General features: G+C 65.9%; 23 protein-coding genes and 1 riboswitch. Of the genes, 12 read left to right on the forward strand and 11 right to left on the reverse strand.

Going from position 1 to position 26,094, the window contains the following annotated elements; translation table 11 throughout:
• Window positions 1-220: 220 nt before the first annotated feature.
• Window positions 221-814 carry a nicotinamide riboside transporter PnuC gene (pnuC, locus tag AC1MEM_RS12175; protein WP_499477523.1) on the forward strand — a complete coding sequence of 198 codons (594 nt, stop codon included), beginning with the start codon at window positions 221-223 and terminating at the stop codon, window positions 812-814.
• Complete coding sequence (locus AC1MEM_RS12180; RefSeq protein ID WP_499477524.1) at window positions 811-1,347, forward strand: AAA family ATPase; 537 nt, start codon at window positions 811-813, stop codon at window positions 1,345-1,347. Before pnuC ends, AC1MEM_RS12180 begins: the two co-directional genes overlap by 4 nt.
• Here the strand turns inward: AC1MEM_RS12180 and AC1MEM_RS12185 are convergent.
• Window positions 1,344-3,464: a TonB-dependent siderophore receptor gene (locus AC1MEM_RS12185; RefSeq protein ID WP_499477526.1), complete on the reverse strand. Its 2,121-nt coding sequence runs from the start codon at window positions 3,462-3,464 to the stop codon at window positions 1,344-1,346. The two genes, AC1MEM_RS12180 and AC1MEM_RS12185, sit on opposite strands and share 4 nt — an antisense overlap.
• Window positions 3,465-3,553: 89 nt before the next feature.
• Window positions 3,554-3,651: riboswitch (TPP riboswitch) on the reverse strand.
• Between the two features lie 337 nt (window positions 3,652-3,988).
• Window positions 3,989-4,960 (reverse strand): DUF535 family protein, encoded by a 972-nt coding sequence (locus AC1MEM_RS12190; RefSeq protein ID WP_499477528.1) that lies wholly within the window; start codon window positions 4,958-4,960, stop codon window positions 3,989-3,991.
• A gap of 279 nt (window positions 4,961-5,239) precedes the next feature.
• Between AC1MEM_RS12190 and AC1MEM_RS12195 the strand changes: the two genes are divergently transcribed.
• A complete protein-coding gene (locus AC1MEM_RS12195) occupies window positions 5,240-5,938 on the forward strand; it encodes a glutathione S-transferase (protein ID WP_499477530.1) in 699 nt (232 codons plus the stop codon).
• Here the strand turns inward: AC1MEM_RS12195 and dkgB are convergent, their stop codons facing one another.
• Window positions 5,939-6,739, reverse strand: coding sequence for a 2,5-didehydrogluconate reductase DkgB (gene dkgB / locus AC1MEM_RS12200; protein WP_499470712.1), 801 nt, complete (start codon window positions 6,737-6,739; stop codon window positions 5,939-5,941).
• Window positions 6,740-6,757: 18 nt separating this feature from the next.
• Window positions 6,758-7,960, reverse strand: a complete 1,203-nt coding sequence (locus tag AC1MEM_RS12205; protein WP_499470714.1) for an MFS transporter — start codon at window positions 7,958-7,960, stop codon at window positions 6,758-6,760.
• A 100-nt stretch (window positions 7,961-8,060) separates the two neighbouring features.
• On the opposite strand from AC1MEM_RS12205, the gene AC1MEM_RS12210 reads away from it, so the two are divergent.
• Window positions 8,061-8,978 (forward strand): LysR family transcriptional regulator, encoded by a 918-nt coding sequence (locus AC1MEM_RS12210; RefSeq protein WP_499470716.1) that lies wholly within the window; start codon window positions 8,061-8,063, stop codon window positions 8,976-8,978.
• Window positions 8,979-9,099: 121 nt separating this feature from the next.
• Entirely contained in the window at window positions 9,100-9,573 is a 474-nt protein-coding gene (locus AC1MEM_RS12215) for a VOC family protein (RefSeq protein ID WP_499470717.1), read from the forward strand.
• Window positions 9,574-9,603: 30 nt separating this feature from the next.
• Here AC1MEM_RS12215 and mntP read toward each other — a convergent pair whose 3' ends face one another.
• Window positions 9,604-10,179, reverse strand: a complete 576-nt coding sequence (mntP, locus tag AC1MEM_RS12220) for a manganese efflux pump MntP (protein ID WP_499470718.1) — start codon at window positions 10,177-10,179, stop codon at window positions 9,604-9,606.
• A 332-nt stretch (window positions 10,180-10,511) separates the two neighbouring features.
• On the opposite strand from mntP, the gene AC1MEM_RS12225 reads away from it, so the two are divergent.
• The 4 genes from AC1MEM_RS12225 to AC1MEM_RS12240 all read left to right on the forward strand — a co-directional run bounded on the left by AC1MEM_RS12225 (window position 10,512) and on the right by AC1MEM_RS12240 (window position 16,412).
• Window positions 10,512-11,435, forward strand: a complete 924-nt coding sequence (locus tag AC1MEM_RS12225; RefSeq protein WP_499470719.1) for a pirin family protein — start codon at window positions 10,512-10,514, stop codon at window positions 11,433-11,435.
• 71 nt (window positions 11,436-11,506) lie between these two features.
• The gene (locus AC1MEM_RS12230) at window positions 11,507-12,391 is read left to right on the forward strand and encodes a PhzF family phenazine biosynthesis protein (protein ID WP_499470721.1); all 885 of its coding nucleotides are present in this window, start codon (window positions 11,507-11,509) and stop codon (window positions 12,389-12,391) included.
• A 165-nt stretch (window positions 12,392-12,556) separates the two neighbouring features.
• A complete protein-coding gene (locus tag AC1MEM_RS12235; protein ID WP_499470723.1) occupies window positions 12,557-13,354 on the forward strand; it encodes an N-acyl amino acid synthase FeeM domain-containing protein in 798 nt (265 codons plus the stop codon).
• 115 nt (window positions 13,355-13,469) lie between these two features.
• Complete coding sequence (locus AC1MEM_RS12240; RefSeq protein ID WP_499470725.1) at window positions 13,470-16,412, forward strand: putative bifunctional diguanylate cyclase/phosphodiesterase; 2,943 nt, start codon at window positions 13,470-13,472, stop codon at window positions 16,410-16,412.
• A gap of 100 nt (window positions 16,413-16,512) precedes the next feature.
• On the opposite strand, the gene AC1MEM_RS12245 is transcribed toward AC1MEM_RS12240, so the two are convergent.
• From AC1MEM_RS12245 to ompR, 5 genes are all read right to left on the reverse strand, one after another.
• Entirely contained in the window at window positions 16,513-16,917 is a 405-nt protein-coding gene (locus AC1MEM_RS12245) for a DUF4124 domain-containing protein (protein WP_499470727.1), read from the reverse strand.
• Window positions 16,918-17,055: 138 nt separating this feature from the next.
• Window positions 17,056-17,424 (reverse strand): RidA family protein, encoded by a 369-nt coding sequence (locus tag AC1MEM_RS12250; protein ID WP_499470729.1) that lies wholly within the window; start codon window positions 17,422-17,424, stop codon window positions 17,056-17,058.
• Window positions 17,424-18,416, reverse strand: a complete 993-nt coding sequence (locus AC1MEM_RS12255) for a threo-3-hydroxy-L-aspartate ammonia-lyase (protein ID WP_499470731.1) — start codon at window positions 18,414-18,416, stop codon at window positions 17,424-17,426. The genes AC1MEM_RS12250 and AC1MEM_RS12255 overlap by 1 nt, the downstream gene beginning before the upstream one ends.
• Window positions 18,417-18,439: 23 nt before the next feature.
• On the reverse strand, window positions 18,440-19,774 hold the full coding sequence (locus AC1MEM_RS12260; protein WP_499470733.1) for an ATP-binding protein: 1,335 nt from the start codon (window positions 19,772-19,774) through the stop codon (window positions 18,440-18,442).
• A gap of 35 nt (window positions 19,775-19,809) precedes the next feature.
• Window positions 19,810-20,562, reverse strand: a complete 753-nt coding sequence (ompR, locus tag AC1MEM_RS12265) for an osmolarity response regulator transcription factor OmpR (protein WP_499477640.1) — start codon at window positions 20,560-20,562, stop codon at window positions 19,810-19,812.
• 230 nt (window positions 20,563-20,792) lie between these two features.
• Between ompR and AC1MEM_RS12270 the strand changes: the two genes are divergently transcribed.
• From AC1MEM_RS12270 to AC1MEM_RS12280, 3 genes are all read left to right on the forward strand, one after another.
• Complete coding sequence (locus AC1MEM_RS12270) at window positions 20,793-21,248, forward strand: hypothetical protein (protein ID WP_499470735.1); 456 nt, start codon at window positions 20,793-20,795, stop codon at window positions 21,246-21,248.
• Window positions 21,249-21,458: 210 nt separating this feature from the next.
• Window positions 21,459-23,366, forward strand: coding sequence for a flagellar assembly protein A (locus tag AC1MEM_RS12275; protein WP_499470737.1), 1,908 nt, complete (start codon window positions 21,459-21,461; stop codon window positions 23,364-23,366).
• Window positions 23,367-23,465: 99 nt separating this feature from the next.
• Window positions 23,466-23,942: a chemotaxis protein CheW gene (locus AC1MEM_RS12280; RefSeq protein ID WP_499470739.1), complete on the forward strand. Its 477-nt coding sequence runs from the start codon at window positions 23,466-23,468 to the stop codon at window positions 23,940-23,942.
• A gap of 139 nt (window positions 23,943-24,081) precedes the next feature.
• Here AC1MEM_RS12280 and AC1MEM_RS12285 read toward each other — a convergent pair whose 3' ends face one another.
• Window positions 24,082-26,082 carry an ATP-binding cassette domain-containing protein gene (locus tag AC1MEM_RS12285; protein WP_499470741.1) on the reverse strand — a complete coding sequence of 667 codons (2,001 nt, stop codon included), beginning with the start codon at window positions 26,080-26,082 and terminating at the stop codon, window positions 24,082-24,084.
• Window positions 26,083-26,094: the final 12 nt, after the last annotated feature.

A 26,094-nucleotide genomic window follows, 5' to 3' on the forward strand; every position in this document is an offset into this window, starting at 1 on the left:
GTCCCTTTGACTACGGGTGTTGTAGAACTATTTCAGTATAACAATCATATTTCTACAAATAAAATTCTTTTTAACAACATGTTGGACTCTTGCGACGCGCCACCTTCATTGCATATTCAAGCGCGTGGGTGCATACTCGCCAGCCCGATGAGCTACACCTTATTTCTTCTATCGACATGCCCTGCGCGACCTGGCGCATCCCGGCTTGTGCGCCTCACGCATGAACGACACCCTGGCCTTGTTCGGCTTCAGCACCACCCCGCTCGAACTGATCTCCTTCGCCCTCGCCGTGATCACGGTGCTGCTCAACATCCGCCAGAACCACTGGGCCTGGCTGTTCTCGATCGCGTCGTCCGCCACCTATGCGCTCGTCTTTTTCGACGCCCGCCTGTACGGCGACAGCGGGCTGCAGCTGGTCTTCATCGCGGCCTCGGTCTGGGGCTGGTGGCAGTGGCTGCGCGGCGCCGGCGACACCAAGCTGGTCGTCACCCGGCTGGGTGGCGCGGGCTGGGCCTGGACGCTGGCCGGCTGGGGCGTGGGCTTCCTGCTGCTGTCCTGGTTCCTGAAGAGGTACACGAACACCGATGTCCCGCACATGGACGGCTTCCTCACGGCGGGCAGCCTGGCCGGCCAGTTCCTGCTGGCGCGTAAAAAAGTCGAGAACTGGCATGTCTGGCTGGTGGTCGACGTGCTGTATGTCGGCCTGTACGTCTACAAGGACCTGCATGTGACGGCCGTGCTGTATGCGGTGTTCGTGGTGCTGGCCGCCCAGGGCCTGCGCGCCTGGAGCAGGCTCGCGCAGGTGCGGCCATGAGCGTGCGCCGCATCGCCGTGCTGGGCGCCGAGTCGTCCGGCAAATCGACCCTGTGCGAAGCGCTGGCGCGGCGCTACGACACCGTATGGGTGCCGGAATACCTGCGCGAATTCGTCGAGGTCAACGGGCGCGTGCCTTTCGAAGCCGACCAGTACGGCATCGCCCGCACCCAGCTGGCGCGCGAGGACGCGGCGGCCGCGCAGGCGAACCGCTTTCTGTTCTGCGACACCACGCCCTTGATGACGGCGCTCTACAGCCGCGTGTACTGGGGCCGGGTCGATGCGCAACTGGACGCGCTGGCGCGCCGGCACGACTACGCGCTGACGCTGGTGACGGCGCCCGACACGCCGTGGGTGCCCGATGGCCTGATGCGCGAATCGGAAGAGGTGCGTGAGCGCGTGTTCGGGATGGTGGAAGGGGAGCTCGATGCGCGCGGCATCCGCTTCGTGCTGGCGGAGGGCGACCTGCCGCACAGGCTGCGGCAGGTCGAAGCGGCGCTCGGTGTGATCGCGCCGCCCGGGGCCAGTTCTTAAAAGTCGAACTGCGCCGACAGGCGTACCGTGCGCGGCGCACCCGGCAGCAGGTAGCCGCCCAGGTCCTGGGTGACGTCGCGCCAGTAGAATTTGTCGAACAGGTTGTCGACGCGGGCGCGCAGGGTGACCCTGGTCGCGCCCATCTTCATGGCGTAGGCGGCGCCGAGGCCGACCACGTGGTAGCCCGGCACGTCGACCGTGTTCTCCGGATCGAAGGTCTTCTTGCCCGCGTACTGCCACTGGCCATTGAGCTTCAGGCCCGGCACGCTTGCCACCGCATACTCGGCCCAGGCGGTCGTCTTCAGGCCGGGCACGTTGGTCACGCGCTTGCCGTCCAGCGTGGCGTCGCCGGTGTCTTCCTGGCGGGCGCGCAGGGCCAGCACCGAGGCGCCGTAGGCCAGGCCGCCGGACGCACGCTGGGCCGACAGTTCGAGGCCGCGGTGCTTGCGCTGGCCCTTGCGCACGAAGGTGTTGTCGGCGTCGGTGTATTCCAGGCCGCTGGTGATCTGGAACACGGCGGCGCTGACCGACACGCCTGCGCCGGCAATGCCCTTGACGCCGAACTCGAGCTGCTTCGAGCGGTTCGGTCCCAGGTCCATGTTCGCGTTCGTCGTTTCGATCGGCGCCACGCCGCCCGACTCCAGGCCATGCGCGAGGGTACCGTAGACATTCCAGTTTTTCGTCGGGCTGTACACCAGCGAGACGTTCGGCAGCGCGAACGAGGCCTTGTCGTTCACCCACGGCAGGTCGGACGCGGGCTGCTGGGCGCTGTCGGCTTTCACGTAGCGCAGGCCGGCGTGCACGGCCAGCTGCGGGCTCAGGGTGACGATGTCCTGCACGTACACGGCGCGTTCGCGGTCGCGGAAGCGTTCGTAGACCGGGCCGGTGGTCGGGTTGCCCGGCGCCGGGTCGGTGATCAGCGGATGGTAGATGTTGCTGTAGCCGGCGTAGTCGTACACGTAATCGCCGTAGCTGTTGTGGCGCTCGGCGTAGCTGGTGCCGATCGTGAGCAGGTGGCGCAGGGCGCCCGTGTCCAGGTGGCCCTGCAATTGGGCCTGCAGGCCGAGCGGGGCCTTGCGCTCGCCGACGCTCTGGTAGTCGTAGACGTCGTAGTCGCCGTTGCCGCAATAGCCCGGATAGTAGCCATCACCCTCGTTGCTGCAGCCGTAAGGGAAGGCGGTGAAATCGTCGCGCTTGAACCAGTGCTTGTTGGCGCTGACCGTCGCGTTCCAGTCCGCGTTCAGGCGGTAGGCGAAGCGCAGGCCGAAGTTGGCGCTGTCGGTGTCGACCGGCCTGGTCCAGGGCTGGGCGTTGAGGAGCAGCTTCGGCGACACCTTGCCTGGCAGGTCGACGCCGCGGATCAGCTGGTAGCCGGGCGCGGTGACCTGCTCCTTGTGCTGGAAGTCCATGTCCAGCTGGAGCAGGGCGTCGGGCGTGATCTGCCAGTCGAAAGCGCCGGAGACGAACTGGCGCTTGCCGTCGGCGCCTTTGACATACGAACGCAGGCGGTCGGCGGCGGCGTTGATGCGGTAGCCGAAGCGCGTGTCTTCGAAGCGGCCGCCGAGGTCCGCCTCGGCGTGCAGGGTGCCGCGCTCGCGCGCTTCCACAGTGACCGAGCGCAGGGGTGTATCGGTCGGGCGCTTGGTCACGAAATTCATGACGCCGCCTGGTGCGGCCAGGCCCGCCTGCAGGCCAGCGACGCCCTTGAGCAGCTCGAAGCGTTCCTTGTTCTCGAGCGGGATTTGGGTGTCGCCGGGAATCGCGATGCCGTCCTTGCGGTAGCCCGAGTTGTTGTTCAGCGCGAAGCCGCGCACCGAGAACTGCTCGGCATAACCGACCGCGTTGTAGGCGTCGCCGATCGAAGCGTCGTATTGGGCGGCGTCGCTGACGGAGCGGATCGACAGGTCCTGCATCTGGCTGCGGCCGATCGCCACCACCGAGGCCGGGATGTCCATCAGCGGCATGTCGGCGAAGCCGCCGATGCTGGCGCGGTCGCTGGCGGCCCATTTGCTGCCGCTGACGAGCACCGAGCTCACCGGTTCGGCGGTCTGGGCATGGACGGCAAAGGCCTGCGCGAGGGCGCAGGCGAGGAGGGAATGCTTGAAGACGGGTTTCATTGGTTTGCTCGCTTTCGCGCGCCACCGTGGCGGCGCACTGCTTTTAATAAAAAGCCGGAGCCAACGTGGGGGAAGGGCAAACAAGATGTGAACTGCTTTGCGCGCTTTCCTTCGCTGGCATTATCCAGATCAGGTACGAAGGGTATCTCTCACCCGGAACACAGTTCCAGGACCCCTAGCGAGGCGCGAGTTTAACACGGGTAGATGAAGCGTGGTAGTTGTGGCAATGCGATGTTGGCAGCTGCGCACCGTAGGGTGGGCACTTGTGCCCACGCGGTGGCACCGTTGAGCAATCGGCAGTTGGAAGAAGCCGCGATGCGTGTGTCCCCGGAGGGCGCCCGACACGGTGCGGCCTTCATGAGCACCGCGTGGACTCGGAGGGCCACCCTACGAGCATGTGAAAAAATCGCCATGGCGGCGTTGCATCGTCTCGCCGTACCCGCGTACTGTCTTCGACGATGCGTCGGGCGGCCGCATCCCTTGCCCTGACGATTTTTTCACACGCTCTACGTATGACGACCTGCTTACACCTCCACCGTCTCCCGCAGCGGCGCCGCATGCTCGTGGTGCGACCGCGCATGCAGCAGGTGGCGCTGCAGCGTCGCCCGCGTGCTGTCGCCGATGGCGCGCCAGTATTCGCGGCGCTGGGCGGCGCGCTTGCGGTGTTTCGAGGGCATGTCGGCCAGCGGTTTCAGGTAGAAGGGCAGCGCGACCAGCCAGGCGCTGCCGGGCAGTTCGACGCCGCCCAGGATTTTCCAGAAGCCGTCGTAGGCGTTCGCGACATGCTGGATCTCGTCCGGTTCGAAAGCGATGTGCGCGGTGCACTTCACCGCCAGCACCTGCTCCATGCCGACCGCCTGGGCCAGGCCCTGCATCGCGGCGAAGCAGAAGAAGCTGGGCGAATTGTTCGGGAAGCAGGCCTCGAAGGCCTCGAAGGCCTCGCCCGAGTCGGTCCAGCGGCCCTGGTTGCGCGCGATAAATGGCACCAGCGACGGCACCAGCGGCGCCGGCACGCCGGCAATCGCGCCGTCGATCCAGGAGTAGGACAGGCGGTGCAGCACCTTGCCATCGGCAACCAGCGCGATGGTCAGGTCGCCTTCGGCATTCATGCGCGAGTCCATTTCGAGGCGGATCAGGAAGGCATGCTCGCCCACGCTGTGCTCCCACAGGGTGAGGCCGCCGTCGACATAGACTGCTGCTTTATAGGCCGAATCGAAGGTCGTCTCCTCGAAGCGGTAATGCGCCAGCACGCATTGCACGCGCTGGCGGGTGCTCAAGCCCTGCACCAGGTAGCCGCGGCGGCTCAGGTGGTGGAAGGGGGCGGCGCCGGGCGAGCGCATCACGTGGTTGCGGTAGACGTCGAGCTGGCACAGCGCGGCGTGGTCGCGGTAAAACCGCAGCACGCGGGCACTGCGCAGTACCGGGAGCAGCCAGGAGGAGAAGCCCGGCTCGCTGCGGCGGGCCAGCCAGTAGCGGGTCAAATGAGCGAAGATCATGGGACGCTCCGTGGAAGACGGCGGGTTGCGGACAGCCTCATGGTGTCCCAGCCTGCCGGCCTCGGCGGTGCGATTGCTCAAGGGAAACAGATTCTCTACGGCAATATTTTGGGCGGAGTCATCCCCGTCCTGCGTGCGCATCGTCAGCATCGTGCTCCTCGTTCAGGTGTGCTTTGCTTGCCGGAAACCGACATGCTTGATTGCAAGATTAGCACGACATGCGCGCTGCATCACGCGATTCCGTTCCATACTAGGCTTTTCCAGGCTGCGGAGGAGACGATGGCATACCAACTGTTCTATTGGCCCGGCATCCAGGGCCGCGGCGAATTTGTCCGGCTGGCGCTGGAAGAAGCGGGGGAAGATTACGAGGATGTAGCGCGCGGCCCGGGCGGCGTCGACGCCCTGATGGCGGCGTTGAAAGAGGGTCCGACACCGAGCTTCGCGCCGCCTTTCCTGCGCGTCGACGGCATGACGGTCGGCCAGACGGCAGCGATCCTGATGTATCTGGGCGAACGCCACGGCCTGGCGCCGCACGACACGGCCGGGCGCCTGTGGGCGCATCAATTGCAGCTCACGATTGCCGACCTGGTAAGTGAAGCGCACGACACGCATCATCCGGTCGGCAGCAGCCTGTACTACGACGACCAGAAAGCGGAAGCCCGGCGCCGTGCAGCCGACTTCACGGCGGCCCGCATCCCGAAATTCTTCACCTATTTCGGACATGTGCTGGGCGACAAGGACTACCTGCTGGGATCGAACATCACCTATGCCGACCTGTCCCTGTTCCAGGTGCTCGAAGGGCTCGATTACGCCTTTCCCAGGGCGACGGCCAAAGCGCTGGCCCGGCACCCGAACCTGGCCGCGCTACGCCGGCGCGTCGCCGCGCGGCCTCGCATCGCCGCGTATTTGAATTCGCCGCGGCGGCTGCCGTTCAACGAAGACGGCATCTTCCGGCGCTATCCGGAACTCGACAGCTGATCAGTCCCAACGGGGCCCGAAGTCCGGGCTGACGAGGCGCTCGTGGCGATCGAGGGCGTCGATCGCGGCCAGGTCTTCCGCGCCCAGCACGAGGTTTGACGCCGCCAGGTTGCTTGCCAGGTTCTCGCGCCGGGTCGACGAAGGAATCACGGTGTGGCCCTGCGCCAGCAGCCAGGCCAGCGTGACCTGCGCCGCCGTCGCGTTCATGCGCGCCGCAATCGCTTTGATGACCGGGTCGTCCAGCACCTTGCCGTAGGCGAGCGGCATGTAGGCCGTCACAGCGATGCCGTGTTCGCGTGCAAACGCGGCCACGGCGCGGTTCTGCAGGTAGGGATGGAGTTCGACCTGGTTGGTGGCGATGTTCGCCGCGCCAACTGCCTGAATCGCTTCCCGCATCAGCGGGATCGTGAAATTCGACACGCCGATCGCCCGCGTCAGGCCGAGTTCGCGCGCCGCCAAGAGCGCCGCCATCGACTCGGCGACCGGCACCGCGCCACCCGGCGAGGGCCAGTGGATCAGCGTCAGGTCGAGCTGTTCGAGGCGCAGCTTGCGCAGGCTTTCCTTCAGGCTCGGGATCAGGGCGTCGCCGGCCAGGTGCTCGGTCCAGATCTTGGTGGTGACGAAGACCTCGCCGCGCGGCAGGCCGCTGGCGGCAAGCGCCTCGCCGACTTCAGGCTCGTTGCCGTAGATCTGGGCGGTATCGATGTGGCGGTAGCCGAGCGCGAGTGCGTTGGCGACGCTGTCGATGATGGTCTGGCCTTGCAGGCGGAAGGTACCGGCGCCGATAAGGGGCATGTGCATGTGGTTTCCTCTTTTCAGTTAAACGAGTTCTGCTTCTTTTTTGATGGAACGTGCAAGGCCCGCATCGCGCCGGTCGAGCCGGCCCGCCAGGGTCGTCAGCGCCAGTGCACCGACCACGACCAGGGCGCCGATCGGCGGCGTGGCCATCAAGCCAAGGTGCCCGACGATCAGGCCGCCGCCCCAGGCGCCCAGCGCGATGCCGAGGTTAAAGGCAGCAATGTTCAGGCCGGAGGCCATGTCGACCGCCTGCGGCACGTCGCGCTCGGCACGCTGCACGACATACAGCTGCAGGGCCGGCACATTGCCGAAGGCGACCGCGCCCCAGGCCAGCACGGTGGCCACGACCAGCACCGGGTGCGGCGCGGTAAAGCTCAGCACGGCCAGGACAGCGGCGAGTAAAGCGAACACGATTTGCAGCGCGCGCACCGGGCCCTTGTTGTCGGCCAGTTTGCCGCCCCAGATATTCCCCGCTGCCACGGAGACGCCGTAGACCAGCATCACCAGGCCCACGCTGCCCGGCGCAAAGCCGGCCACGTCCTGCAGGATCGGGGCAAGGTAGGTAAAGGCGACAAACGAGCCGCCATAGCCGAGCGTCGTGATCGCATACACCAGCAGCAGGCGCGGCTGCTTGAGTACGGCGAACTGTTTGGCGAGGCTGGCCGGCTTGGCGCCGCCGATGGTGTTGGGCACGAGCAGCGCGCTGCCGATCATCGCAATCACGCCGAGCGAAGCGACGGCCAGGAAAGTCGACTGCCAGCCGAATTGCTGGCCGATCCAGGTGCCGAGCGGCACGCCGGTGACCAACGCGACTGTGAGGCCCGTGAACATCAGGGCAATTGCGCTGGCGGCTTTTTCCTTCGGCACCAGGCTGGTGGCAATGGTCGAGCCGATCGAGAAGAAGACGCCGTGGGCGAGGCCGGTCAGCACGCGCGCGGCCATCAGCGAGCCGTAGCCGGGCGCGATCGAGGCGACGAGGTTACCGGCGGTGAACAGCAGCATCAGGCCGATCAACAATTTCTTGCGCGGTACGCGGGCGGTAAGGGCGGTCAGCAGGGGCGCGCCGATGGCGACGCCGAGCGCATACACGCTCACCAGCAAGCCGGCGGAAGGAACGGACACGCCGAGGCTGGCGGCAACGTCGGGGATCAGGCCGACGATGACGAATTCGGTGGTGCCGATGGCAAAGGCGCTCAGGGTGAGCGCCCAGAGAGCAAGGGGCATGATTTCTCCAGAAACAATGTGAACAGGGGAGCAGTGTGGGCCAGGCGCCGCCGGAGAAAAATCCCTTGCCGTACAATATACTTTTGACTGGGAGTCACGAATGATCGATGTCGAATCCTTGATTGCATTCTCCGCCGTCATGGATGCCGGATCGTTTTCCGGCGCCGCCGCGCGTCTCGGGCAGACGCCCTCGGGCGTGTCGCGCACGATCGCGCGCCTGGAAAAGCACCTTGGCCTGACGCTCCTGCACCGGACCACGCGCCGCCTGCAACTGACCGACGAAGGCGCCTGGTTCCTCGACCGCGCGCGCACACTGCTGGCCGATATGGCCAATACCGAAGCCGAGGCGGCGGCGCGCCGTTCCCAGCCTGCGGGCCTGGTGCGCGTGAACGCGGCCACGCCCGCGCTCGGCCACCTGCTCGCGCCGCTGGTGCCGGCCTTTCTCGACGCTTATCCCTTGGTGCGGCTCGAATTGACGAGCGGCGAAACGGTGGTCGACCTGATCGAGGAACGCGCCGATCTCGCCATCCGCATCGGCAATTTGCCGGACTCGACCCTGAACGCCCGGCGCCTCGGCGCCAGCCGCGTGCGCGTGCTGGCCGCGCCCGGCTACCTGGAACGCCATGGCATACCCGCGAGCGTAGCCGAGCTGGGCCGCCACCGCCTGCTGGGCTTTTCGCAGCCGGCCTCCCTGAACACCTGGCCGCTGGCACATGAGGGCGCCGAGGGTTATACGATCGATCCAGTCGTCACCGCATCGAGTGGCGAAACCGTACGCCACCTGGCGCTGGCCGGCGCCGGGATCGCCTCGCTATCGGATTTCCTTACGCGCGCCGACCTGGCTGAAGGGACACTGGTGCCGGTGCTGCCCGACGCCACGCTGCCCTGGGAGCAGCCGGTCTGGGCCGTGTTCTATAAACAGGGCGCGCTGGCGCCGCGGGTGGCGGCGCTGGTCGATTTCCTGGCGCGCGAGTTGGGACCCGTGCTCGGGCCGGTGCCGGGCGGCGCGCACGCATGAAGGGTTTGGCGCAGCGCAGCACAGGCAATCGTTGCGCGAACTTCCGGCAGGCGCTACGCTCATACAGTAGCAAAAGGAATAACAACGCATAACAGTCCAATCATCCTGAAAGGAACACGTCATGAGTTCAGCGGTCAAGCCGGTCGAAGAGGGCATGCACACCATCGCCCCGCATCTGGTCTGCGGCAATTGCAATGAGGCGATCGAGTTCTACAAGAAAGCCTTCGGCGCCATCGAAGTCTCGCGCTCCCTGATGCCCGACGGTAAAGTCGGCCACGCCATGCTGCGCATCGGCGACTCGCCCCTGTTCCTGGCCGACGAATTCCCCGACTACGGCTCCTTCAGCCCGCTGAGCCTGAAAGGCACGCCGGTGACGATCCACCTGTCGGTGCCGAACGTGGACGCACTCTGGAACACCGCCCGGGAAGCCGGCGCCACCGTGCGCATGGAACTGGCCGACATGTTCTGGGGCGACCGTTATGGCCAGCTCGACGATCCGTTCGGCCACCGCTGGTCGATGGCGACGCACGTGCGCGACGTGTCGCCCGAGGAGCTGGAGGAGGCAATGAAGGCAATGGGGAGCGACTGCGCGTAAGCGTTTCGCACGGGCGGCCTGAACTGACGATCAGATCGTCCCTGCCGCGTGCAGGTGCTCGTACAGGATCAGGCTGCCAATCACGATCAGCACCACGCCGCCGACGATTTCGGCGCGCTTGCCGACCAGCGCGCCGAGGCCGCGGCCGAGCATCACGCCGAGCGTGACCATGATGAAGGTGGCGCAGCCGATCGCGGCCGCCGTGGCGAAGATATTGACGTCGATAAAGGCGAGGCCGGCGCCGACGATCAGGGCGTCGATGCTGGTCGCCATGCCGGTCACGGCCAGGCGCAGGAAGGAGTGGCTGTTCGGCTTTTCTTCCTCGAGCTCGGGTTCGCCCCAGCCTTCGTAAATCATGCGCAGGCCGAGCGCGCCCAGCAGGACAAAGGCGATCCAGTGGTCCCAGGCCTCGACATACGGCGCGGCGGCGTTGCCGAGCAGCCAGCCGAGCAGGGGCGTGAGGCCTTCGATGACGCCGAAGATGGCGCCGGTGCGCAGGGCTTCGCGCAAGTGCGGGCGTTGCAGGGCCGCGCCCTTGCCGACGGCGGCGGCGAAGGCATCGGTGGACATGGCGAGGGCGAGGGAAACGGTAGCGGCGAAATTCATGGGTTTTCTCATCGGGCAAACGCAAAGGCAGGCCCGCGCGGCCCGAATCTGCACGCGGACATGCCAAAGGTCTTGCCAACCGGACGGCTGCCCGTACCACGGCGCGCATGAAGACAACGAGCGCCGAGTATGTTGATACGGGAACTTCCTCGCACAGGTGCGGCGGAAGCAGGCTACTCCCCAATGGATGGCGATATTGTAACCGAGCGCAGGCCGAAAAGCCCAGTAACCTGGACGGGCGCACGGAAGGTGAGTATTTGCACAAGACCGCCTGGCCACGTAGACTGGCCCGGCGGCGGAGCCGTACATCGCACTCAATACAGGAGAACAGCTTGGACCACCATGACGACCCCAGCGCACTCGACATCGTGATCGTGCCGCCCACACACGACCTGGGCGACGGCTTCCAGGTGCGGCGCGCCTTGCCGAGCCGCCAGCGGCGCATGGTCGGCCCCTTCGTCTTCCTCGACCAGATGGGCCCGCACGTGTTCGAACCCGGCCGCGGCCTCGACGTGCGGCCGCATCCGCATGTCTGCCTGGCCACCGTCACCTATCTGTTCGACGGCGAAATCCTGCACCGCGACAGCCTCGGCAGCGTGCAGGCGATCCGGCCGGGCGAAGTGAACTGGATGACGGCCGGGCGCGGCATCGTCCATTCCGAGCGCACCGACAGCCAGCTGCGCCAGGCCGGCAGCGGCCTGTTCGGCCTCCAATGCTGGGTCGCGCTGCCCTCGAAACACGAGGAAACCGATCCGGCCTTTGCCCACATCGAGGCTGGTGCGTTGCCCTTCATCGAAGCCGAGGGCGTCGAAGCGCGCGTGGTCGCGGGCAGCTTCTGGGGCCGGCGTGCGCCGGTCGCGACCCTGTCCGACATGTTTTACGTCGACGTGAAACTGAAAGCGGGGGCGCGCATCGCGATGCCGCCCGAGTACCCGGAACAGGCAATCTATATCGTCGAGGGCCGCCTCGACCTGGGCCGCGACGGCGTCTTCGAACCCGGCCAGCTGGTCGTGCTGAAACCCGGTGCCGAGGTGATGCTGGGCGCGCCCGGACCGGGGCCGACGCGCATCATGCTGCTCGGCGGCGAGCCGATGGATGGTCCGCGCTTCCTGTCCTGGAATTTCGTCGCCAGTTCCGAGGAGCGCATCGAGCAGGCCAAGCGCGACTGGCAGGCCGGCGCCTTTCCGCAGGTGCCGGGCGAAACCGAATTCATCCCGCTGCCCGAGTCGCAGGGCAAACCGGTGCGTTACCCGTAAAAAAGCCATATCCAGCAAGGCCTTGACCGGCGCGCTATCATCCTCGCTCTTCCATAAAGAAGGAGCAAGCCGTGTCCAGAGACCAGATCCAGCAAGCCAGCAGCATCGACGCCGCCGACGTCCAGCGCATCGCCGCCTTTTCCGACGGCGCCCAGGGCGGCAACCCGGCCGGGGTCTGGATCGGCGAGGTCTTGCCGCCGGACGCGACGATGCAGCGCGTCGCCCACGAGATCGGCTATTCCGAAACCGCTTTTGCCGCGCCGCTGGGCGACGGCTGGCGCGTGCGCTATTTCTCTCCCGAATCCGAAGTGCCCTTCTGCGGCCATGCCACCATCGCGCTCGGTGCGGCGCTTGCCGCCAGTCGCGGCGACGGCGTCTATCCGCTGTCGCTGAACGATGCGGCGATCACGGTCGAGGGCCGGCGCAGCATCGGCGCTGACGGTAGCGTGCTGACCTCGGCCGCGCTGCAGTCGCCGCCGACCCGCAGCGCCCCGGCCCCGGCGGAGATCGTCGCGCGGGCGCTGGCCCTGTTCGGCTACCGGCTTGAAGATCTCGATCCGCGCATCCCTCCGGCGCTGGCCCATGGCGGGGCGGGGCACCTGGTGCTGGCCCTGCGCAGCCGCCCGTTGCTGGCGGCGATGCAGTACGAACTCGACGCGGGCCGGCGCTTCATGCGCGAGCTCGGCATCGTCACCGTCGTGCTGGCCTGGGCCGAAAGCGACACGCTGTTCCATACGCGTAATCCTTTCGCTTCCGGCGGCGTGCTCGAGGATCCGGCCACCGGCGCCGGCACGGCGGCACTCGCCGGTTACCTGCGCGATATCGGTTGGCCGCACGGCGGCGCGATCGACATCGTGCAGGGCGAAGACATGGGCATGCGCTCGCGCCTGCGGGCCGAAATCGGACAGGAGAAGGGCGGCTCGATCCGCGTGTCCGGCACGGCGCGGTCCTTGTAATAGATATTGAACAAGCAACGCGGGTCGGCTTACTGACCCGCGAATGTTATGAATTTTGAATTAAGGGGGAAAAGCCCGCCTGCTCATCAGTTAGATATTTCTCCAAAGATTGATAATTATCAGGAAACAAGTTGTCTTCCTAAAACGTTCACGGAGTTATCGATCATGGAGCTGTGCCAAGCAAACCTCACCACCCAAGGCAACGCGGAGGCGATCCGCCCTTTCGGTGGTCAGCAGGGCGGGCTGCCGGCAATCGAGCGCCTGCCATTCACGATTCGCCGCGTCGAGACCGAGGATGACCTTCTGAAGGCAGTGCGCATCCGTCACGCCGCGTACGCACGCCATGTACCGGAGTTTGCACGCTCGCTGGCGCTGCCGGAAGCGGCCGATTACGAAAGCGACACGATCGTCCTGCTCGCCGAATCCAAGCTCGACGGCTCGCCGATGGGCAGCACGCGCATCCGCACCAACCTGTTCCGCCCGCTGGGCGTGGAAGAGTCGATCGAGCTGCCGGACTGGCTGCAAGGGCGCCGCCTGGTCGAGGCGACCCGCCTCGGCATCGACGAAGGCCGCACCGGGCGCATGGTCAAGATTGCGCTGATCAAGGCCTGCTTCATGTACTGTCAGCAAAACGATATCGAATGGTCGGTCGCCACCGGCCGTCCGACGGTCGCGCGCCAGTACGAGCAGCTGCTGTTCTCGGACGTGTTCCCGGGGCAGGGCGCCATTCCCCTGGCGCACGTCGGCAACCTCGAGCATCGCGTGATGGCTTTCGAGATCGAGACCTTCGAGGCGCGCTGGGCCGCGGCCCGTCATCCGCTCTCCAAATTCTTCTTCGATACCCAGCACCCGGACATCGATGTCGGCCCGCGCGCCGAACCGCGCCTGACCCGGGTACGCTTCCCGCAGCGCACGCCGGCAGCGGCCGCCGGCCTCGGTCAGCACGGCCTGGCGTTCGCCTGAGTTCGGCTGAGCTTCGCGATATTGCATGACGGTATCACGCTAACCCTGTATCCTTGCGCTTGATCAGACTGCGGGAGCTTCCGCCCGCAGCTTTGTTGTGCTTGTGATACCGATTATGCCCACATCCTCCGACCCGACACGCAATTCTCCTTCGCTCATGGCCAACCTGGCCATGGAGCGCGTGCTGCGCGTCTTCGCCTATTACCTGATCCCGTTCGGCATCGGCCTGTTTTCCCTGATTGCGTTGTTGTTCTGGCACAACCAGTACAACGTGACCGAACCTGCCGCGCTGCCCTTGCGCGTGCTGCTGCAGGGGAATGAAGCAGCGCCCACGCCGTCCGCCATCCTCGCCCGCATCGGCGCCCAGCCGCCTGTGCCCGGCTACGACACCAATCTCACCGACCGTCCGGTCTGGTTTACGTTTTCCCCGATGTCGGCCTCGGTCGAGCAGGATGTCATCGACTTCCCGTCGCGCCATGCACTCGAAATTAGTTGCTGGGATGCAACAACCTTGCGGCCGCTGGGCGACGCCAGCCGCAACCATTCGAGCGGTGCGATCGATCCGGTGAAAGCCGGCTTCGCGCTGCGCATGGCGCGCCTGCCATCGCAAGTCTTGTGTAGCGGCACCTTTGCCGGCCCCGCCCGCGTGAGCGTCGCACAGTGGCCGGCCGAACAGTTCGCCTTGTCGGTCGAGCAATATCACCGCAAGTCGGGCCTGCTCGACGGCGGCATGATCGTGCTGGCCCTGTTCGTGCTGCTCACCGCGCTGATCAATCGCCAGCCGCTGTATGTGCTGTTTTCGGGCTGGCTGATCCTGAACCTGCGCATCGGCGCGCTGTCCGCCGGCTGGGACATCCAGTGGCTGGGCCAGACGATTCCGGCCGACTGGCTGCTGATCTCGCGCTCGGTCACGATCACGCTGTACGGCATCGCCACCCTGACCCTGTACCAGAACCTGCTGCGCGAGAGCCTCGAAGGGCTGCGCTACGCCGCGCCGATGCGCATCATGCAGTGGCTGTGCCTGCCGATGCTGGTGGCGGCCGTGGCGCTGCCCTACCGCGTCTACCTGCCGATGCTGTGGGTCATTTGCGCCTGCTGCCTGTCGATGATGACGGTGGGCCTGTTCAAGGTGATCGTCGAATCGCGCAACCGGGTTGCGTCCTGGTTTGCGGCCTCGTTCGCGCTGACCTTCGTCGCCTCGCTGGCCGAGATCGTCTCGGCGGCGCTGGGCATGCACGAAGTCGTGGGCGTGATCAACAGCGTGACGGCGGCCCTGGCCTCGAGCCTGCTGGCCGCGCTGGCGGTGGCCGAGCAGATGCGCGCGGAAACGGAAAAGCGCGAGGAAGCCCAGCAAAAGCTGGAACACGCCTATGAGGCGATGCCGGTGGGCTTGTTCACGCTTGACATGTACGGACACTTCGTGAGCGCCAATCCGGCGCTACGGAAGATGCTGGGCGTCGAAACCTTCGAGCTCGGCCGCACCGCATGGCGCAACTTCTTCAGTGAAAACGTCTGGATGGAGTTGCACGAGCAGGTCCATGGCCGCAGCGATGCCGAGCTCGAAATCGCGAATCGCGACGGCAGCCGCCGCTTCCTGGTCAGCGCGACGCTGGCGCGCGGGCGCATCGAGGGCGTGCTGCAGGACGTCACCGAGAAACACAAAGCCACCGAACAATTGCGCTTCATGGCGAACAACGATCCGCTGACCAAGGTCTATAACCGGCGCGGCATCGAGAAAATGTTCGAGGGTGCAGCCACGTCGCTGGCGGCCGGCAAGCCGATGGCGATCGCCTACATCGATCTCGACCGCTTCAAGCTGATCAACGACCTGTTCGGCCATGGCGCTGGCGACGAAGTGCTCAAGCAAGTGTGCGAACGCATGGCGATGATGCTGGCCGGTGGCCAGCAGATCGGCCGCGTCGGCGGCGACGAATTCGTCATCGTCATGCCGGACACGGCGATTCCGCTGGCATCGCTGATCTGCCGCGGCATCGTCGACCGCATCGGCGGCACGCCTTACCGCGTGGGCGACAAGGCTTTCCACGTGCGCGGTTCGGTCGGCCTGATCGAAGTGTCGCCCGGCATGCCGATGCGCGACGCCATCTCGGCCGCCGACCGCGCCTGCCGCTCGGCCAAGGAGGCCAGCGACGGCCTGGTCGTGTACGAACGCAATGCCGCCGCTTTCCATGAGCGCGAAGCCGAGTTGAACCTGGTGGCGCGCTTGCAGGGGCCGAACGCGACCGACGGCCTGTTCCTGGAAATGCAGCCGATCATGTCGCTGAAAAATCCGAACGATTCCCTCAATTTCGAGGTGCTGCTGCGCATGCGCGGACTCGATGGCCGCGTGATGCCGGCCGGTCCGCTGATCGGCGCGGCCGAGAAATGCGGGCGTGCGAGCGTGATCGACCGCTGGGTGCTGACCACGACCCTGGGCTGGATCGCGGAAAACATTTCGCGCCTGCCGAACACGCGTTTCGTCTGCATGAATTTGTCCGGCGCCTCGCTCAACGACGAGCGCTTCGTCGCCGACACGCTGGAAATCCTGGCGCGCCACGTCCACGTGGCCAGCCGCCTGTGCATGGAAATCACCGAGAGCGTCGCCCTGCACGACCTCGACAATACGCGCCGCTTCATCGACCAGGTGCGCAATTTCGGCGTGAAGGTCGCACTCGACGATTTCGGTGCCGGCTATACCTCCTTCTCCTACCTGAAGGAACTGCCGGCCGACGTGCTCAAGATCGACGGCCAGTTCGTCGTCAACATCAACGCGCACCCGGCGAACGTGGCGATCGTCGAAGCCATCGTCAGCCTGGCGGTCAATCTCGGCATGAAGACGATCGCCGAGTGGGCGGAGGATGCGGCCACGGTACAGACCCTGGCCGAGATCGGCGTCGATTACGTGCAGGGTTGGGCGGTAGCGCGTTCGCAGCCGCCGGAGCGCCTGCTGACGGCGGCTTCATCGGCCAGTTTCATCCAGGATCCGGAGCTGCTCGAGATGCTGCCAACGCTGGGGCGTGGGGCGGCGCTGGACTTGCATGGGATCATGAAGCTGTACTAGTAAGGGCTGGGGTCAGGTCTGACATTTGGACACGAGCTCTGCCTTACTCGGCCCGGTATCGTTGAGGCCGTGTCCGAATGTCAGACCTGACCCCGGCATTTTATTGGATCGTCGCCAGGGTCGGTCTTGCGTGACGGTCGGCATCAATCACCAACAATTGCGCACGCGCCGCCTTCAAGGTCGCCACGTCGCGCGCGAGCGCACGGTCGGGCTGGGCTACTTTCGGACGCCAGTTCTGCTGGCGCTGCATCGCATGCGGCGCTTCATGACGCTGGACCGCGAGCGGGTGCGCTTCACCTGTCGTGACGGACGCCGGGGCCGGGCTGTCCGAGGCCGCGCCGCCCACCAGGCGCGTCGCCTGCGCGCCGCTTTCGCAAGGCTGGTCGGTCAGCGTCACATGGCCGCCGGCGTCGACGCATTTCAAAATCTCGGATCCCGCCAGGGCGGCGGGGGCTGCGGCGAGCGCCGCAAGAACTAAGGTCAGCTGAGAGGCCAGGTGTTTCATGGCTACCTCCATCAATACGATGGAGCCATTGTCCCGGCCGAGACTGCCTTTAGTATGTTCGGTGCCTCACGGTGCACGAAAATTGTCAAAAAAACCACGCATGAGCTGACTCGGCGACCCAGGGCGGGTCGCATTCGCTCAGGGACGCCGCGCGACCAGCTGGACTTCGACCAGGAAGCCGTAGTGCAGGTCCGGGACCGGCACGACCGTGCGCGCCGGCTTGTGGGCGCCGAAGACGCGCGCATAGATCGTGTTGAAGGCGCGCCAGTGCTCGACGCCCGCAAGGTAGGCGGTACATTGCACAACGTCGCCGAAACCGCAGCCGGCGGCGCGCAGGACTTTTTCGCACTGGTCGAAGACGGAGTTGCATTGCACCTCGAAGAACACATCCTGGGCAATATCCTTGGCCGGCAGGATTCCCGACAGGAACACGAGGCCGCCGGCGTGCACCGCCTGCGAATAATGTCCGGCGGGCGGCGGCAGTTCGGTCGACTGGATGAACTCCATCAGGCCACCAGTTCGCGCGTCACCAGTTCGCTAAAGCGCGACAGGTCGACGTTGCCGCCGCTGATCAGGATGCCTACGCGCTTGCCCGCCACCGGATACACACCGCACAGGGCTGCCGCAGCGCCCAGGCAGCCGGTCGGCTCGACCACCATCTTCATCCGCTCGGCGAAGAATTTCATGGTCTCGACCAGCTGCGCATCGCTCACCGTCACGATGTCGTCGACGCGGCGCCGGATCACCTCGAAATTGTGCGCGCCGACGTGGGTCACCATGGCGCCGTCGGCGATCGTCTTCGGCACGCCGATGTGAACGATTTCGCCCTTGCGCAGCGACTGCTGGCCGTCGTTGCCGGCTTCCGGCTCGACGCCGATCACCTTGCAATCCGGCGCCAGGCCGCTCGCCGCCAGCGCGCAGCCGGCCAGCAGGCCGCCGCCGCCGAGCGGCACCAGCAGCACATCCAGCGGGCCGACCTCGTCGAACAATTCTTTCGCCGCCGTGCCCTGGCCGCAGATCACGTCCGGATGGTCGTAGGGAGGAATCAGGGTCATGCCGCGTTCGACGGCGAGGCGCTGCGCGATCTCTTCGCGGTTTTCCGTATAGCGGTCGTAGAAAATCACTTCGCCGCCGTATTCCTTCGTCGCCTGCACCTTCAGCGCCGGGGCGTCGTTCGGCATGATGATGGTGGCGTGGATGCCGGCCAGGCGTGCCGACAGGGCGATCGCCTGCGCGTGGTTCCCGGACGAGAAGGTCAGTACGCCGGCGCCGCGCTGGGCATCCGTGAAGCGCGCGATCGCGTTGTAGGCGCCGCGGAACTTGAAGGCGCCCATGCGCTGGTAGTTTTCGCATTTGAAGAACAGCTGAGCACCGGTGCGCGCATTGGCGGTGGTGGAGCGCAGTACCGGAGTGCGGTGGGCGGCGCCTTCGAGGCGCGCGGCGGCTTGTTCGACGTCGCCGTATTCGAGGCTGAATTTTTGCAGGATGGATTCGGTCATGGCAGTGAAAATCAAAAAGGAATTCAGGAAGCGAGCGGTAGCGCCAGTTGCACCAGCAGGCCGCCGCCTTCGCGGTTACGCACGGTCAGTTCGGCATTGTGGCGGCTGACGACGCGCTCGACAATGGCGAGACCCAGGCCCGCGCCGTTCGCCTGGCCGCGCGCAGTGTCGAGGCGCGTGAAAGGTTTCAGGAGCTGGTTGATCTGGTCGTCGGGCACGCCGGGGCCGTGGTCCGCGATCTCGACGACGGCGCGCCGGCCCTGCGCCGTACTGCGCACATGGCAGGCGAAATCGAGTTCGGTGAAGTCCTGGCCCGGGGTACGTCCGTAGCGGCGCGCGTTCTCGACGACGTTGTTGATCACGCGGCGCAGGTCGGTCTCGTTGCCGAGCACCTCCACGTCTTCGTCGAGGTCGGTCGTGACGCGCATGCCGGGCAGGCGCCGCGCATGCTGGGCGCAGTCGGCCAGCAGGTGCGAGATTTCGACCGGCACGAAGCTCGACGCCTCGGTCGGTTTCGCGTAGTCGAGGAACTGGCCGATGATCGCGTCCATCTGGGCGATGTCCGACTGCATGCCTTCGCGCGCGTCGGTCGACAGGCTCGCCATCTCGAGTTCGAGCTGCATGCGCGCCAGCGGCGTACGTAAATCGTGCGAGATGCCGGCCAGGATCACGGCGCGGTCCTTTTCGACCTGCGCCAGGTCTTCGACCATCTGGTTGAAACTGCGGTTGGCGTCGATGATCTCTTTCGGGCCCTTCTCGGGCAGTGGGGCGGGACGCTCGCCCTTGGCGATCGCGCGCGCGGCAGCCGTCAGGCGCGCCAGCGGCAGGTTGATCAGGCTCGAAATGAGCGCCGCGCCCAGCAGCGACAGCACGCCGACCACGCTGGCCCAGCCGAACCACTGCACGCGCGTCAGGCCCGCGATGCGTTCACGCTCGAGCATCAGCCAGTATTCGTCGTCCTCGATGTTGAAGCTGATCCAGAAGCCCGCCATGCCGTTGACGCGGCTGGAAAAGCGGGTCTGGGCGCCCAGCTTCTCGCGCACGGCGGCGGCGATTTCCGGCATCAGGCGGGTGGCCGGGGGCGGGTCGACCTTGTCGGTGTCTTCCAGCGTGAAGATGCGGATGCCTTCGTTCGACACCAGTTCGAACAGCAGTTCCTTGCGCAGTTCGGGCGCCGAATGGGTCAGCGCCGCTTTCGTGATCGTCACCACCGAGACCACCAGTTCGGCCGTCTGCTGCACTTGCGGCCCGCGCTGGAACACGTTGAGCATGCCGATCCACGAACCCATCGACAGCGTCGTGAGCAGGGAGAGCAGGAAGAAGGTGCGCCAGAACAGGCCGCTGCGCACCCAGTGCATGCGGCCTGGCCGTGGAGACGGGATCGACGCAATCACTAGCGCGGCTGTCCTTCAGGGATGAAGACGTAGCCCAGGCCCCAGACGGTCTGGATATAGAGCGGGCTCGATGGATCGGGTTCGATCAGTTTGCGCAGGCGCGAAATCTGCACGTCGAGCGAGCGGTCGAAGACTTCGTATTCGCGGCCCCTGGCCAGCTCCATCAGCTTTTCGCGCGACAGCGGCTGGCGCGCGTGGCGCGCAAACACCTTCAGCACCGAGAATTCGCCGGTGGTCAGGGGCACGGTCTCGCCGTTTTTCTTGAGCGTGCGCGTACCGAGATCGAGCACGAACTGGCCGAATTCGAAGGTCTGCGGGGTCTCCGACGGCGCGCCCGGGATTTCGTCCGGGCCCTTGCGGCGCAGGACGGCGCCGATGCGGGCCACCAGCTCGCGCGGGTTGAAAGGCTTCGGCAGGTAATCGTCGGCGCCCATTTCAAGGCCGACGATGCGGTCGACGTCTTCGCCTTTGGCGGTGAGCATGATGATCGGGGTCTGGTCGCCGGCGCCGCGCAGGCGGCGGCAGATCGACAGGCCGTCTTCGCCGGGCAGCATCAGGTCAAGTACCAGCAGGTCGTAACGCTCGCGCAGCCAGAGCTTGTTCATCGCCGGCGCGCTTTCGGCCGTGACGACCTGGAAGCCCTGCTCGGTGAGATAGCGGCGCAGCAAATCGCGCAGGCGCACATCGTCGTCGACGACCATGATCTTGGCGCTGTGGCCGGCGGTCGCCGCCGGGCTGGCATTGGCGCCCATATTCGAATTGGAAGCGGAGGAGGAGGCTGAATTCATATGCTGTCAGTTTGTCAGATTCATATCGCTATGGTAACTTCTGTCCGCGCCGGTTTTGGGATTTACAGACAAGGCATTACATTGTGTTACAAACTTTACCCAATCAGGCTTATCCCAGAACGTCGTTCCACATACACTGGGAACCAATGAATTACAGCTTATCCGTTTATCCAGCACCACGGAAGAGGAACACCATGACAAACGCGCTCGAGAAAACCAATGCAGCAGCCCAGGCCCCGGGCCGGCTCGCCCGCGTGGCGCGCCAAGGTGTGGCCCTGTGCGTGCTCGCCTGTGCCGGCATCGGTGCGGCCCAGGCACAATACCATGGCCGCCGCGACGATGCCCAGTTGCCGCCTCCGCCATCCGTCCGCGCCGAGCGGGTGCCGGCGCCGGCGCCGGCCCCGCAGGTCGAACAGCCGCGCGAGCAGCGCATCGTCGATCAACAGCGCGGCTATGACCAGCAACGTGCGTACGAGCAGCAACGCGCCTACGACCAGCAACGCGCCTACGAGGACCAGCGCCGCCAGGCCGTCCAGGCGCAGGGCGAGGGCGGTCGCCGTGGGCGCCTGACGCCCGACGAGCGGCGCGACCTGCGGCGCCAGATCAACGAAGCGGGGATGGACATCTACCCGAACGCGCAGCGGCGCTGATCGGGTAGAAGGAACGAAACGAAGCCGGGCTGGTCCCGGCTTTTTCCATGGCGGAGCCGGATTACCTCGCTTGAGCGAGGCCAGTGTTGATGAGAATCGGTGAACATTGTTGTTAACGATTATTTATTTATCGGTGACAACATGATACGCTGGGACGTTGCGAGCCCTGATGCGTTGTCAGGGGCCTGGTCAACCACCTGGAGCACGAACGTGTCCGATACCGCTGTTGCCGCCTCAGTTGCCACCTCAGTTGCCAACCCTGCGGCGCCCGCTGCCCGCTTCGATTCGACCGGCCCCGAGCATTGCATCCAGCGCCGCCCCGACGGCATCTACGCCGACCCGGCCGTACTTGGCACGACGGTGCTGGCCGCCGTCGACAACCTCCTGCGCTCGGGCAGCGTCCTCTCCGGCGTCGATTATCCGGTACTGATCAAGGCCCTGTACGACAACGGCCCCGTGCTCCCGGCCGGTCCCGACGGGCGTCCTGTCGTGCGCATCGCCAGCGACATCATTCCCTTCAACGCCCAGCGCCGCACCCTGTACCGCTCGGTGAAGATCGCCGGCGGCGAGGCCGAGTACTGCTTCGAGCCGGTGTTCCTGCCCGGCCCGGACGGCCAGGGGGAGGTCCCGACCCGCCTCGACCTCGACGAATTCGTGGCCGACTTGTGGCTCAAGGGGATCCGCTTCGGCCTCGACCTGGCGGCCGTGCGCGCCGGGATCGCCAACCCCAGCCTCGGGCGCGTCGTGGTGGCACGCCGGCTGGAGCCGGAGGCCGGCATCGATGCGGCCGTGGTCGAGGTGTCGGACGACATCCATCGCAGCGACGCGCCGCGCCAGCTCTCGAACGGCAAGCTCGACCTGATGTGCTTCCAGAACCGCTTCCCGCAGGTGCAGTTCGGCACCCGGCTGCTGCAAAAGCTCCCGAGCCGGGTCGGCAAGCCGGGCTTCGAACTGTCGGGCATCCGGATCGAACCGGCGGCGCCCGCCGACCTCGATTTCTCGACCTATGCCGGCGACGGCACCAGCATCGAGAAAAGCGCGGCCGGCGAGTTCCTGGTCGCCGCCTGCACCGGTTTCTTGAATGTCGATGCGAAGACGCGCCGGATCGCCGTCGGCGACAAGATCGTCAGCCGCGACGGCGTCAGCGCGAAGACCACCGGCAACCTCCAGCTCACCGGCGACTACGAGGAATTCGGCGACGTGCAGGAAAAGCGCGTCATCGAAGGCAACGGCATCACCGTGCACGGCAACGTGTATGGCGAGATCGTCTCGCGCGGCGGCATGGTGCGCCTGCGCGCCACCCTGGTCGGCGGCAGCGCCCACAACAAGCGCGGCGACATCCAGGTCGACGGCGTGAGCGCGAACGCGGTCCTGCAGGCGACAGCGGGCACCGTGACGCTGCAGCGCGCCGAGAACTGCGTCGTCTCCGGCACGCGCGTACGCATCGAGCATGCGATCAACTGCGACATCATCGCCGACGAGGTCTCGATCGGCAGCGCCGAAGGCTGCGCGGTCGCGGCGCGGCGCGTCAGCATCGACAGCACCGCCACCTGGCGCGACAGCGAGATGCTGGTCTACGTCCTCTGCGCCGACTGCAGCCCCATCGACGAAGTGATCGGGCAGGTCGGCGCCCGCCTGGCACAGTTCGACACCGCCGTTGCCGGCCACAAGACCGAGCTGGCCCACCTGTGCGCCCAACCCGCGGTACGCAAATACCTCGAGATCGCCGGGCGCGTGCGCAGCGGCGAGATGAGCCTCACGCCGGCCCAGGCCCAGCAGTTCAAGCAGATGGGGCAGGCGGTTGGGCCCGAGTTGCAAAAGATCGGCGAGGTGTCGGCGGCGCGCAAGGCAGTCGAGGCCGAGCAGGCCGAGGGGAAAGCATTGCTGGCGCGCTTCACCGCCCAGCGCGCCGAACGGGCCGCGGGCAGCGAAGTAGCCGTGCGCCTGTTGCAGGGCGATACCCAGGTGCGCCTGCTGCCCTTCGATCCGGACGGCGCCTGCGTCTACAACCTGCCGCCGCGCGAGATCAAGGCACGCCTGCGCGGCAATGGCGGCACGCGCGTGCACGCCGCCGCCTCGGGCAACTTTGCCTGGTCAAGTGGCGCCGCCGCGACCTAATAATCGGCAACTAATGATTACCTAGGGAAATATTGACTGCTCTCAACGGGGCAGGAGGGCCAGGCCCTAGCATGGTGACTGTTACCGAAAGGAACCATCATGCACAAGGACACCATGGCGATCCACCCGGCGGGCACGCAATTTCTCAGCTTTAAGCTTGGCGGGCTCGAATACGGGCTCGATTTCAGCAAGGTGCAGGAACTGCGCATTTTGAAGTCGCTCGAGCGCTTCGCCGCCGACGGCGCCATCGTGGAAGGCGTGGCCGTCTCGCGCGGCGTCATCATGCCCATCGTCGACATGCGCGCCGCCTTCTGCGGCCACCCGGTCGCCGCCACGCCGACCACCGACGTGATCATCCTGAAACTGTCGAGCTGCGTGATGGGGATGGTGGTGGATGGCATTACCGATGTCGTGACCTTGCAGTCAGAACAGATTTCGCCGATTCCCGGCGCAGATGGAAGCGCGATCGATTACCTGATCGGGCTGGGCGTGACGGAAGGGCGCAGGTTGATCCTGGTGGATATCGACCGCCTGATGTCGATCGACAAGGGGACGAGCGCACGCCAGGTGGCGTGAGGGGTTCGTAGGGTGGGCCTCGGCGGGCCCGCGGTTTCCCGCCCACGCGGTGATCGTTGACGGCTCCGATATCGTGCCGGATGATCTTGCTGCTACCTATCACCGCGTGGGCGGGAGACCCGCCCACCCTACACGGCAATTACGCCGCCAGCCCTTCCAGCTGCTCCTGCAACTCCAGCCACTCGTTCTCCAGCGTTGCCAGGTCGCGCACGCAGAAAGCCTGGTCCGCGACCAGCGTCTTCAACACATCCTTCTTGTCCGCGTCGTAGATCGACGGATCGAGCAAACGCGCATCGATGTCCGCCTTCTTCGCATTCAGCTTGGCCATCTGCTCGTCGACCCGCTTGAGGCGGTTCTCGAGCGGCTTCTTGAGGGCCGCGACGCGCTGGCGTTCTTCGGCGCCGAGGCGCTTCTGTTCCTTGCGTTCGGCGGGCGGTACAGGCGGCGCAACGATCACCGGCGCCGCGGCGACGGGAGCCGCCGCGGCAGCCGCTTTCGGCACCGGCAGCAGGTCCGTTCCTTTACCCAGCTTGGTCTTGAACAGCCAGTCCTTGTAGTCGTCCAGGTCGCCGTCGAAAGGCTGCAGGCGGCCGTTCGCGACGATGATGAATTCGTCGGTCGTCGCACGCAGCAGGTGCCGATCGTGGGAGACGACCACCAGCGTGCCCTCGAACTGGGCCAGCGCCATCGTCAGCGCCTCGCGCGTCTCCAGGTCCAGGTGGTTGGTTGGTTCGTCAAGCAGCAGCAAATTCGGACGCTGCCAGACGATCAGCGCCAGCGCCAGGCGCGCCTTTTCGCCGCCCGAGAAGGGCTTGATCGGGCTGGTGACCATGGTGCCCGGGAAGTTGAAGCCGCCGAGGAAGTTGCGCAGTTCCTGCTCGCGCACGGTCGGCGCGATCTTCGCCAGGTGCCACAGGGGCGACTCGTCGTGGCGCAGCATCTCGACCTGGTGCTGGGCGAAGTAGCCGATCGACAGGCCCTTGCCGAGCGTCGATTCACCGGTCAGCGGCGCCAGTTCGCCCGCGATGGTCTTGATCAGGGTGGACTTGCCGGCGCCGTTCACGCCCAGCAGGCCGATCCGCTGGCCGATCTGCAGCGAGAAGTCGATGTGGTTGACGATGGTCTTGGCACCGACCTTGTCGCCGTGCTCGTCGAGGATCGGATAGCCCGCATCGACTTTTTCCATCACCAGCAGCGGATTCGGGGCGGCCAGGGGCTCGCGGAATTCGAAGGAGAATTCCGCGGCCGCGCGCAGCGGCGCCAGTTCTTCCATTTTCGCCAGCTGCTTCATGCGGCTCTGGGCCTGGCGCGCCTTGCTGGCCTTGGCCTTGAAGCGGTCGATGAAGGACTCGAGGTGGGCCCGTGCGCGCTGCTGCTTTTCCATCGCGCTGGCGGCGAGCACCATCGCGGCGGCGCGCTGGCGCTCGAAGGACGAGTAGTTGCCCGAGTAGCGTTTCAGTTTGCGTTCGTCGATGTGCACGACGACGTTGACGATCTCGTCGAGGAAATCGCGATCGTGGGAGATGATGACCAGCGTGCCCTGGTAGCGCTTGAGCCAATCCTCGAGCCAGATGATCGCATCGAGGTCCAGGTGGTTGGTCGGTTCATCGAGCAGCAGCAGGTCGGAAGGGCACATCAGCGCCTGCGCCAGGTTCAGGCGCATGCGCCAGCCGCCCGAGAAGCTGGCGACGGGCTGCTGCATCTGGTCGAGGGTAAAACCCAGGCCCAGCAGCAGCTGCTCGCCGCGCGACTGCACGGTATAGGCGTCGGCATCCATCAGCGCGCCGTGTACATTGCCCATCTCGATGCCGTTGTCGTGCGTATGCGGCGCCGCTTCCAGCTCCTCGAGTTCGGCCTGCAGGCGGCGCAGCGTGACGTCGCCGTCGATCGCGTATTCGAGGGCAGGGCGGTCGAGCGCAGGGGTCTCCTGCGCCACATAGGCCATGCGCCACCTGGCGGGGAAATCGATCTCTCCCTGGTCGGCGTGCAGTTCGTTGCGCAGCATGGCGAACAGGCTGGATTTGCCGGCGCCGTTGGCGCCGATCAGGCCGATCTTGTCGCCGGGGTTCAGGGTCAGGTCGGCGTTTTCCAGCAGCGGCTTTATGCCGCGCATCAGGCTGACGTTCAGGAAGCGAATCATGCGGAATCTTTA

This window comes from Telluria sp. AIW5 (genome assembly GCF_056680575.1).